We start from the raw sequence: 391 nt of genomic DNA, 5'->3' as shown, positions 1-391 counted from the left end.
AAAAAAATATGAAAAGCAAGAGCAGAAAGAACAAAAGAAAACAGAGGAACAGCCATCGAAGCAAATAAAAGAAAACAATGGAAGAGGATCACAGCAAGAAAATAGAGGGAATCAACAGGAGAATAACAGTAGAGAATCACAACAAGGAAATAATGGGAATCAGCAAGGGAACAACGGAAGAGGATCACAACAAGGGAATAATGGAAATGGGCAAGGGAACAACGGAAGAGGATCTCAACAGGGAAATAACGGAAACGAGCAAGGGAACAATGGAAGAGGGCCTCAACAAGAGAATAATGGAAATGGGCAAGGGAACAATGGAAGAGATCCTCAACAAGGAAATAATGGGAATCAGCAAGGGAACAACGGAAGAGGATCTCAACAGGGAAAT

At 41.2% G+C, this 391-nt stretch carries 1 pseudogene; it reads left to right on the top strand.

From position 1 onward, the window contains the following. Window positions 1-391, top strand: a pseudogene (locus MR170_RS31185) (hypothetical protein); the annotation flags it as partial.

It is taken from the genome of Bacillus cereus group sp. BfR-BA-01524, from assembly GCF_022662595.1.
In the GTDB taxonomy this organism is placed as follows: domain Bacteria; phylum Bacillota; class Bacilli; order Bacillales; family Bacillaceae_G; genus Bacillus_A; species Bacillus_A thuringiensis_S.
Note: the sequence above shows the minus strand (reverse complement) of the source record. Positions and strands in the feature narration are given on the sequence as shown.